Here is a 782-nt window from a genome sequence, read left to right as displayed (position 1 = left end):
GGTCAGGGCCGCGGCCTTCGCCGCTTCGGCTGCGGTGGCCGACGCACTCGACGCCGAGGCGCTGCTGGCACGCGCCGCCGCGCGCGAGGCCGACGGCTGGCGTTCGCTGGCCACCCGCTGGAACGCCGAACCCGGCGCCGGCGACCCCTGCACCGCGCTGGCCGCCGGCGGCCTCGCCTGCTGGCGCACGAAGACCGGCCTGGCCCAGGTGCGCGATCTCGGCCGCCCGGGCCTGCTGACGCTGCACGCCAGCGACGGCCGCCGCGGTGTCGTGCTGCTGACCGGCCTGTCGGGCGAGCACGCGACGCTGGCCTTCGCCGACGGCGGCCAGGCGACGGTCGATCTGGCGACGCTGGCGACGCTGTGGCGCGGCGAGTTCGCGACGCTGTGGCGCCCGCCGCCGGGCTGGGGCGTGCCGGGCGGGGCCGAGGCCCTGGCCGGCTGGCTGGACGAACGCCTGCCCGGCCGCGGCGTGCTGGCGCCGCGCATCGTCGCCTTCCAGGTCGCGCACGGGTTGCAGCCCGACGGCCGCGCCGGCCCGCTGACGCTGATGCAGATCCTGCGCGCCGACGGCGAGACCGTGCCGCGGCTCGCGCTCACCCGCTGAGACCATGTCCTACATCCTCGACGCCCTGCGCCGTGCCGACGCCGAACGCGAGCGCGGCGCCGTGCCCGGCTTGCATTCCCAGCCGGCCACGCCGCCCGCGGCGGCCGCACCGCCGGCGCCCCGACGCGCATCGTGGGTCGCGGGCGCCGCGGCGCTGGCGGTCGTGGGGCTCGGC

The 782-nt window shown here is 79.5% G+C and carries 1 pseudogene; it reads left to right on the top strand.

Features of this window, described 5'->3' with window-relative positions:
• Nucleotides 1-607: pseudogene (locus RBXJA2T_RS05700) on the top strand (peptidoglycan-binding protein); the annotation flags it as partial.
• Nucleotides 608-782: the final 175 nt, after the last annotated feature.

The sequence above is a fragment of the Rubrivivax benzoatilyticus JA2 = ATCC BAA-35 genome, from assembly GCF_000190375.1.
GTDB classification, from domain to species: domain Bacteria; phylum Pseudomonadota; class Gammaproteobacteria; order Burkholderiales; family Burkholderiaceae_C; genus Rubrivivax; species Rubrivivax benzoatilyticus.
Note: the sequence above shows the minus strand (reverse complement) of the source record. Positions and strands in the feature narration are given on the sequence as shown.